General features: G+C 40.8%; 4 protein-coding genes and 1 pseudogene. 4 read left to right on the top strand and 1 reads right to left on the bottom strand.

The genetic code is table 11. From position 1 onward, the window contains the following. A pseudogene (locus FTU65_RS09165) lies at positions 1-116 on the top strand (transposase); the annotation flags it as partial. Positions 117-398: 282 nt separating this feature from the next. Here FTU65_RS09165 and FTU65_RS09160 read toward each other — a convergent pair. Further along, the gene (locus tag FTU65_RS09160; protein WP_180066680.1) at positions 399-2,633 is read right to left on the bottom strand and encodes an NADP-dependent isocitrate dehydrogenase; all 2,235 of its coding nucleotides are present in this window, start codon (positions 2,631-2,633) and stop codon (positions 399-401) included. Positions 2,634-3,755: 1,122 nt separating this feature from the next. Here FTU65_RS09160 and FTU65_RS09155 point away from each other — a divergent pair. From FTU65_RS09155 to FTU65_RS09145, 3 genes are all read left to right on the top strand, one after another. Continuing rightward, the gene (locus FTU65_RS09155; protein WP_180066678.1) at positions 3,756-5,033 is read left to right on the top strand and encodes a sensor histidine kinase KdpD; all 1,278 of its coding nucleotides are present in this window, start codon (positions 3,756-3,758) and stop codon (positions 5,031-5,033) included. Positions 5,034-5,150: 117 nt separating this feature from the next. Beyond that, a complete protein-coding gene (gene glnE / locus FTU65_RS09150; protein ID WP_180066676.1) occupies positions 5,151-7,910 on the top strand; it encodes a bifunctional [glutamate--ammonia ligase]-adenylyl-L-tyrosine phosphorylase/[glutamate--ammonia-ligase] adenylyltransferase in 2,760 nt (919 codons plus the stop codon). Between the two features lie 18 nt (positions 7,911-7,928). Further along, positions 7,929-8,855: a branched-chain amino acid transaminase gene (locus tag FTU65_RS09145; RefSeq protein ID WP_180009402.1), complete on the top strand. Its 927-nt coding sequence runs from the start codon at positions 7,929-7,931 to the stop codon at positions 8,853-8,855. Positions 8,856-8,924: the final 69 nt, after the last annotated feature.

Genomic DNA, 8,924 nt, shown 5'->3' with positions numbered 1-8,924 from the left:
GGAAGCAGATGAAATATTATTGGCGAGATTTTCAAGTCATGACAGCTGATAAAATAGAGCAATGGGTGGAGAAAGTATCAAACCAATTCGGAAAAGAATACATGTTTACTTTTTAATGACAACTTATTGTTATTACTTATATTAATTTTGTTTATAGTGAGAGTATCTCAACGTTACCTAGTGACTTGAATTACCTTTTAATTTGTTTTTTTATGATATTTTTTATCATTTCAATGTTTGTTTTATGGCATTTCCTAAAACCTGAAGCAGCTAAGAATTTCTTGGAATTAGAGAAAATTAATCTCAGTTCCTAAAAAAAGGTTTATTCAGGGATAAAAAAACCAGCGCTTTCGCGCTGGTTTTTTTACATCACTAACTTAAGTTAGTTTTGCATCAACTTATTGAGCAGCCTCAAGAGCAGCATTTAAAGTTGCGCTTGGACGCATTACAGCATTTACTTTTGCTGTATCTACAGCGTAGTAACCACCGATGTCCGCGGCTTTACCTTGAACTTCAGCAAGTTCTGCAACGATTTTTTCTTCGTTTTCAGCAAGTGCTTGAGCAAGAGGAGCGAATTTCGCTTTAAGCTCTGCATCTTCGTCTTGCGCAGCAAGTTCTTCAGCCCAGTATTTAGCAAGGTAGAAGTGGCTGCCACGGTTGTCAAGTTCGCCAGTACGACGTGATGGAGACTTGTCATTGTCAAGCAATTTACCAGTCGCAGAATCAAGCGTATTTGCAAGAAGTTTAGCTTTCGCGTTGTCTTCTTTGATGCCCATTTCTTCAAGAGAAACAGCAAGCGCCAAGAACTCACCTAAAGAATCCCAACGTAAGTGGTTTTCTTCTACAAGTTGTTGTACGTGTTTAGGCGCAGAACCACCAGCACCAGTTTCGTACATGCCGCCACCAGCCATTAGAGGCACGATAGAAAGCATTTTCGCAGAAGTACCCAATTCCATAATCGGGAACAAGTCTGTTAGGTAGTCACGTAGGATGTTGCCGGTTACAGAAATTGTATCTAGGCCGCGAGCAACACGTTCAAGTGTATAACGCATAGCACGTACTTGAGACATGATTTGAATGTCTAAACCAGTAGTGTCGTGCTCTTTCAAGTAAGTTTGAACTTTCTTGATGAGTTCGTTTTCGTGTGGACGGTACGGGTCAAGCCAGAAGATCGCAGGCATGCCTGAGTTGCGTGCACGAGTCACAGCAAGTTTCACCCAGTCACGGATCGGAGCGTCTTTCACTTGGCACATACGCCAGATATCGCCTTCTTCCACGTTTTGTGACATCAACACTTCACCAGTTTCTAGGTCGGTGATGTTTGCAACACCCGCTTCAGCGATTTCGAAAGTTTTGTCGTGTGAGCCGTATTCTTCAGCTTTTTGCGCCATCAAACCAACGTTAGGTACAGTACCCATAGTGCGTGGGTCAAAGTTACCATTCCATTTACAGAAATTGATCATTTCTTGGTAGATACGCGCGAAAGTAGATTCAGGCATTACAGCTTTACAGTCGTACTGTTTGCCGTCAGCACCCCACATTTTACCGCCACCACGGATCATTGCGGGCATAGATGCATCTACAATTACGTCATTAGGTGAGTGGAAGTTAGTGATGCCTTTTGCAGAATCAACCATTGCAAGTGCAGGACGGTGTTCTTGGCAAGCATGTAAGTCAGCAATGATTTCTTCACGAAGAGAAGTCGGAAGAGTTTCAATTTTTTCGTAAAGACCAGACATACCGTTGTTGATGTTAATACCTAACTCATCAAACAATTTGCCGTGTTTTTCGAATGCATCTTTGTAGTAAATCTTCACACAGTGACCGAAAACGATTGGGTGAGACACCTTCATCATGGTCGCTTTTACGTGTAGAGAGAACAAAATGCCTGCTTCTTTACAATCATCTAATTCTTTTTCATAGAAGTCGCAAAGTGCTTTTTTGCTCATGAACATTGAGTCGATGATTTCGCCGTCTTGAAGCGCAACTTTAGGCTTAAGAACAATAGTTTCACCAGACTTAGTGATCAATTCCATTTTTACATTGCGAGCGCGGTCTAAAGTCATAGACTTTTCGCCGTGGTAGAAGTCACCTTCGTCCATGTGAGAAACGTGAGTTTGTGACCACTGTTTCCATTCGCTCATAGAGTGCGGATGTTTCTTCGCGTAATTTTTTACTGCAGTAGGCGCACGACGGTCAGAGTTACCTTCACGAAGTACAGGGTTTACAGCAGAACCTAGGCATTTGCTATAACGCGCCTTGATTTCTTTTTCTTCCTCAGTCGCTGGGTTTTCTGGGTAGTTCGGAACTGCAAAACCTTTAGACTGTAATTCTTTAATGCAAGCAGTTAATTGGCCAACTGAAGCACTGATGTTCGGAAGTTTGATAATGTTTGTGCTTGGATCTTGGGTTAATTGTCCAAGCTCTGCCAAGTTATTTGGCACCTTTTGTTCTTCGCTTAGATAGTCTGAAAATTCAGCGAGTACACGTGCTGCAACTGAGATATCGCGTTTAACGATTTCAACGCCAGCAGGTTTAGTAAAGGTTTCAATGATCGGCAGCAGAGAGTAAGTCGCCAATAATGGCGCCTCGTCGGTCAGTGTGTAGATGATAGTTGACTTTCCACCAGCCATATATAGCCCCTTGCTTTAGATTGTGTCTTTGAGGTCCGAGCTTGTGGCTCGCCTCTATGAACCGATTTGCTTAAATAAAACTATGAAAGTATCGGGGTTCATTGCTTTTCAGTCAACGCAAGATCCTGTGATGTGGTCATTTCGTAGAAAAATGATACAAAAGAAGTGCAGTTTGACGCCCAATTTTAGCGCAAAACCGAAAAGGGAAATATTGAAAGCTTGTTATTCATAGCTTAAAGCTATTGAACAATTAAATTTATATCATTTTTTTGGGGCTGATCTGTTCTTTATGGCTCGTTCAAGTTTTAGTTGTAAAGCAAAGCGTTTGATAGGTCAAACCGAATGCCTTAACTTTTAGATGTAGATTTGGTGCGGAAGTTCAAAAATTAGTCAGGATTGGGGACTTTATTAAAGAACGACGTGAGTTTGATGCCCCGTTTGACTTTGAATGGTCGCGGAATGTTTATGCGATAACTTATATATCTGATGAATAAGGCATGGCACTTTTTCAGCTTCAGTCATTTGGGTGAATGAGTTCATGTGCATTAGAAGCATGAAACGAATCTTTAGCTCAGTTTAATAAAGTAAAAGCGAGCAAGTATAGTTTAATGCTCAAATGACACACACAACTGATAAAAACTAATAAATTAGTCTAATAGAAAGGATTAATAATAGATTCATTTAGTGTAGCTGACTGAAACGAGCATCCTGATGAGTAATCTGGTCATAGAATAGTCATAAAACTCACTATTTTTTGTGATGTATTTAAAGAAAATTAAACCTAGTTTTTTAGGTCTTATGTAAATGAATATTTCTTTTAGTCATGTTTTTAGTTTGAATAAAACGCGAAAAGTGCGATTTAAAATAAACAGTCAATAAAATTTAAATTAATTTAAGTTTTTAATTTTATTGTTTTAATTTTTGTTTTACCTTTAATGTTATGTTCTTTATAGATTTTTTTATTTTCTAATTGGATGAAAGTTCGATTAAATGACTGATTCGTAAATGATCTTGGTCTTTTTGTTAGAATTTGTTATTGAGTGTTCTGGCTATTTTTGCTATTAATCTTGAACATAACAGTTGGTTTTTATCTTTAAGATAAACCCTGAGGAGAGCAACGGGATGGCTTTACGTTTACTGGATATTGGTACACAAACCGAATTATTAACTGCCTGTCGTTTGTCTTTATTGATGGGGGTTTATACGGACGACAACCGCATTGCAGAATTTTTAAAGTTCGCGCGTGGTATTGTGCAAGTCGATAATGCTGTCCTCGCATTTAAAAATGAACCTTATATATGGTATGCGTCAGAGCACATATTTAAGGCCTTTATGGCCGAAGCTGATGATGATCGTCTAGATCAGTTTTTTGCTGAACATTCTCGTATAGACCGAGACGCTGAAAATTACCAAGCTTATTCCGACTATATGCAAGAACTTGGATTAGGGCATCAGCGTTTAGTCGCTTTCGATTTAAAATATGATCAAGAATCTATCGGTAAAGTTATTTTATTCGATGATCAAGTCACTGCATTTGAAGCCAAACAATTAAAGATCGTTGAAGAATTTGTACAAAGTCTAGTCAATATTATTCAACTTCGTGTTGAAAATGCCGAATTAAAAGAAGCCTATGAACAGCAGTCGGCACTGAATTTTAGTAAGACTAAATTTTTCCAAATTATTGCGCATGATTTAAGAGCACCTTTTCATGGTCTACTTGGATTTTCTGAAGTTTTGGCACAGGAGCGTCATACCTTAGATGATTCGAGTGTGCAAAATATTGCAGACTATTTATATGACACCACACAATCGACGTATAACCTCTTAGAAAGCCTGTTGAACTGGGCCATGGCAGAAGGTGGTCGCTTTGTTTATCACCCGATTAATTTTGATTTACATCAGTCTGCAAAAATCGTAAGTGATGTCTTAAATAGCTTGGCTGTGAAGAAAAATATTCGACTGATCAATGCCGTGCCTGAAGGTATTAAAGTCAATGCAGATATCAATATGATCACATCAGTGATGCAAAACTTGGTGTCAAACGCATTGAAATTTACCCATACCGATGGAAGAGGTGTGGTGACGATTTCAGCCGATCGAGATGGAGAACGGGTTGTATTCACTATTCAAGATACTGGATTGGGGATGACCCAAGCTCAGATCGATGATTTATTTCAGCAAAAACTGACGGTTAGTATTAAAGGTACGGCAGGAGAACGTGGTACGGGGTTGGGTTTAGTCCTTTGTAAACGTTTTGTGGACTTAAATCAGGGTGAAATTGTGGTGAACTCGAAAGAAGGTGAAGGCACACAATTTAAAGTCTGGTTGCCACAGGCGACGAGCCTGCATCAAACCCTAAATACCGAGAGTAGCAGTGCACAGAAAGATGCGACCTTATAAAGATGGAACCTTAAGTGAACTTTAATACGCATCTATTGGTATAAAAGCCTAAAAATACTTTTCCCTAAGCGTTATCAACTGTTATAACTAGAAAAAAATCACGCTAGGGTTTGTGAAATGAATGCGGAGCAATTGCAGAAAACATTACGTGCCAGTCAATATGCTGAACAGGTGCTCGGAATCCATCAGGCCAGTTTAGAACAAGACTATGCAATTGATCAGTTTCAAACCTCGCTCAGTACAGCACAAATTCAACATTTTGTCGCAAGCAGCCTTGCCGATATCCAAGATGAAAATAGTTGGATGCGTGCAATTCGTGTGCTGCGCGCACGTCTGATGTTTCGTTGGATTTGGCAAGATGCCAATCAACTCACCGATGTCGTCACCTTAACGCGAGAGCTTTCAGACTTTGCCGATGCGTCCATCTGTGCGGCAAAAGATTTTGCGCTGAATCCGTTGATTGCGAAATATGGCGAACCGCTAGGCTATAAGGGGAAAGTTCAAGACCTAATTGTGGTTGCCATGGGAAAACTTGGTGCACAGGAACTTAATCTTTCAAGTGATATTGATCTTATTTTTGCCTTTGATGAACAGGGCGAAACCAATGGTCGAAAATGTATTGATGTACAGCAGTTCTGTATTTTGTGGGGACAAAAATTAATTTACCTGCTTGACCATATTACCGCAGATGGTTTTGTCTTCCGTGTAGATATGCGCCTTCGCCCATGGGGTGATGGTTCTGCCTTGGCAATCAGTCATGCGGCATTAGAAAAATATTTAAGCCAGCATGGACGCGAATGGGAGCGCTATGCCTGGATTAAGGCACGGATCGTCACTGGCGGTAAAGAAGGCGCCGAGTTACTGGAAATGACCCGACCTTTCGTCTTCCGTAAATATGTCGATTACACCGCTTTCGAAGCCATGCGTGAAATGAAAGCCATGATCGAACGTGAAGTGCTACGTCGTAATATCGAAGATGACATTAAACTCGGTGCAGGCGGAATTCGTGAAGTTGAGTTTATTGTTCAAGTCTTTCAGCTCATCTATGGCGGTTCAAAACTCGAGTTGCAAGACCGTCAATGTTTAGTGAGTTTGCATCATTTAGGTGAAGTTGGATTATTAGAAAATACCGCGGTTGCTGATTTAGAAGATGCGTATTTATTTTTACGTCGTATTGAACATGCGATACAAGCGCTCAATGATCAGCAAACCCAATCGTTGCCACATGAGCCTGAACCCCGCCAACGTATTTTAGATACTTTAGGTTTTGCATCTTGGGATGACTTTTTGCATGTACTCAATCAGAAGCGTGCCAAAGTCATTTACCAGTTTGAACATCTTATTAAAGAAAAAGAACCCGATCCGTTATTGGAAAGTTTTAGTCATTTAGAAGCCCAGTTGAACGATGTTCTAGATGATGATGCCAAAAATTTAATTCACGAATTTTGGTATGGACATGCGCTGAAAAAATTACCTGCCAAAGCTGTACAGCGCTTAAAAACCTTTTGGCCACATCTCATTGAGGCGATATTACAGTCAGATAAACCTCAGGTGGCCTTACTACGTCTCATGCCTTTGGTGGAGTCGGTGCTGCGCCGTACAGTCTATTTGGTGATGCTGATTGAGAGCAAAGGGGCATTACAACGATTAGTGAAAATGGCAACAGTGAGTCCTTGGATCTGCGAAGAATTGACGCATTATCCCGTGCTGTTGGATGAGTTTTTGTCGATGGATTTTGAGCTGCCAAAGCGTAAAGATTTAGAAGACTCTCTACGTCAACAACTGCTTCGAATTGAAATTGATCAAGTTGAAGATCAGATGCGTGTTCTTCGATTATTTAAAAAATCCAATGTCTTAGCAGTAGCTGCTAGTGATGTTTTGGCCGAAAGCCCGTTGATGAAAGTATCGGATGCATTGACCGATATTGCTGAAGTGTCGGTGAATGCAACCTTGCATTTGGCATATCAAATTGTTGCCAAAAAACATGGTTATCCAATCGATGCAGAAGGGCAGCGTTGTTCGATTGATCACACGGCTTTCGCGGTAATTGGCTATGGCAAGGTGGGTGGCATCGAGCTAGGTTATGGTTCGGACTTGGATTTGGTCTTTATTCACTATATGGACGAACAAGCGGATACCGATGGACAGAAACCAATTAGTGGCTTTGAATTTGCCATGCGGGTGGCACAAAAATTTATGTCCTTAATGACCACGCAAACCCTAGATGGTCGAGTGTATGAGGTGGATACACGTTTACGACCTTCGGGAGAGGCGGGGTTACTGGTGACCAGCTTAAAAGCTTTTGAGCAATATCAACATAAAAATGCTTGGGTCTGGGAGCATCAAGCTTTGGTCCGTGCCAGAACCATTGCAGGTGAGCACAGTTTACGGATTGAAATTGAAAACTTGCGCTGCAATATTTTGACTCAGCCACGCGATGAGAACAATGTTCGTGCAGAAGTGCTAAAAATGCGCCAAAAAATGAAAGACCATCTAGGTTCTTCTAAAGAGCAGCAAAAAGATGGAATTTTTCATTTAAAACAAGATGCAGGTGGTATCGTTGACATCGAATTTATGGCACAGTATGCAGTATTAGCATGGAGTGGGTCGAATCCCGATCTCGCCCATTACTCTGACAACGTACGAATCCTTGAGGATGCCGCAAGAACGGATTGCTTATCCAGCGCCGATGCGACAGCATTGATTCAAGCTTATCTCCGTGAACGAGCCGAGAGCCATCGTCTAGCACTTGCGAATCAATCCATGCAAGTTTCAGCTGATGATTGGCACGATACCCGAGTGGTCGTTTGCAAGCTATGGCAAAGATTAATTGATCCAACTGCAACGTTTGCATTGGATAAAAATGACTGTGTATAAAAATTTGGAGTGTGTGCCATGAACTTGGCTGATCGTGATGGTTTTATTTGGCAAGATGGACAATTGGTTGACTGGCGTGAGGCGAAAACTCACGTATTAACACATACATTGCATTACAGCATGGGTGTGTTTGAAGGCGTCCGTGCTTATGAAACTCCGAATGGAACGGCTATTTTCCGTTTAAAAGAACACACTAAGCGTTTATTAAATTCTGCAAAAATTTATCAAATGAAAGTCCCATTTGATCATGCAGTATTAGAACAAGCTCAAATTGATGTGGTTCGTGAAAATAAATTGGCTTCTTGCTATTTACGCCCAATTATTTTTATTGGTTCAGAAAAATTAGGTATTGCAGCAACTGACAATACAATTCATGCCGTTGTTGCTGCATGGAGCTGGGGTGCTTACCTTGGTGATGAAGCGATGGCGAAGGGTATTCGTGTTAAAACGTCTTCATTTACGCACCATCATCCAAACGTGACCATGTGTAAAGCAAAAGCATCTGGTAACTATACTTTGTCCATTCTTGCACACCAAGAAGTGGCACATGCTGGCTATGACGAAGCAATGTTACTCGACCCACAAGGTTATGTATGTCAAGGTTCAGGCGAAAATGTATTCTTAGTTCGTGATGGTGTGATTCATACTCCTGACATCGCGGGTGGTGCACTTGATGGTATTACTCGTCAAACCATTATTACGATTGCGAAAGACCTTGGTTTTGAAGTAGTTGAACGTCGTATTACACGTGACGAATTCTACATTGCAGATGAAGCATTCTTCACAGGTACTGCTGCTGAAGTGACGCCAATCCGTGAATATGATGACCGTCAAATTGGTGAAGGTTGTCGTGGTCCAATCACTGAGCAAATCCAAACTGCATTCTTTAATGCGGTTCAGGGTAAAGACCCTAAATATGCGCACTGGTTAACTTACGTAAAATAAGCTGATCGGTTAAGATGAAAAGGCGAAACTAAGTTTCGCCTTTTTTATTGGCTTGAAGATATTGAATTT

Origin of the sequence: Acinetobacter sp. YH12129 (genome assembly GCF_013418685.1) — a bacterium.
In the GTDB taxonomy this organism is placed as follows: Bacteria; Pseudomonadota; Gammaproteobacteria; order Pseudomonadales; family Moraxellaceae; genus Acinetobacter; species Acinetobacter amyesii.
This window is presented reverse-complemented; position numbering and strand designations above follow the sequence as displayed.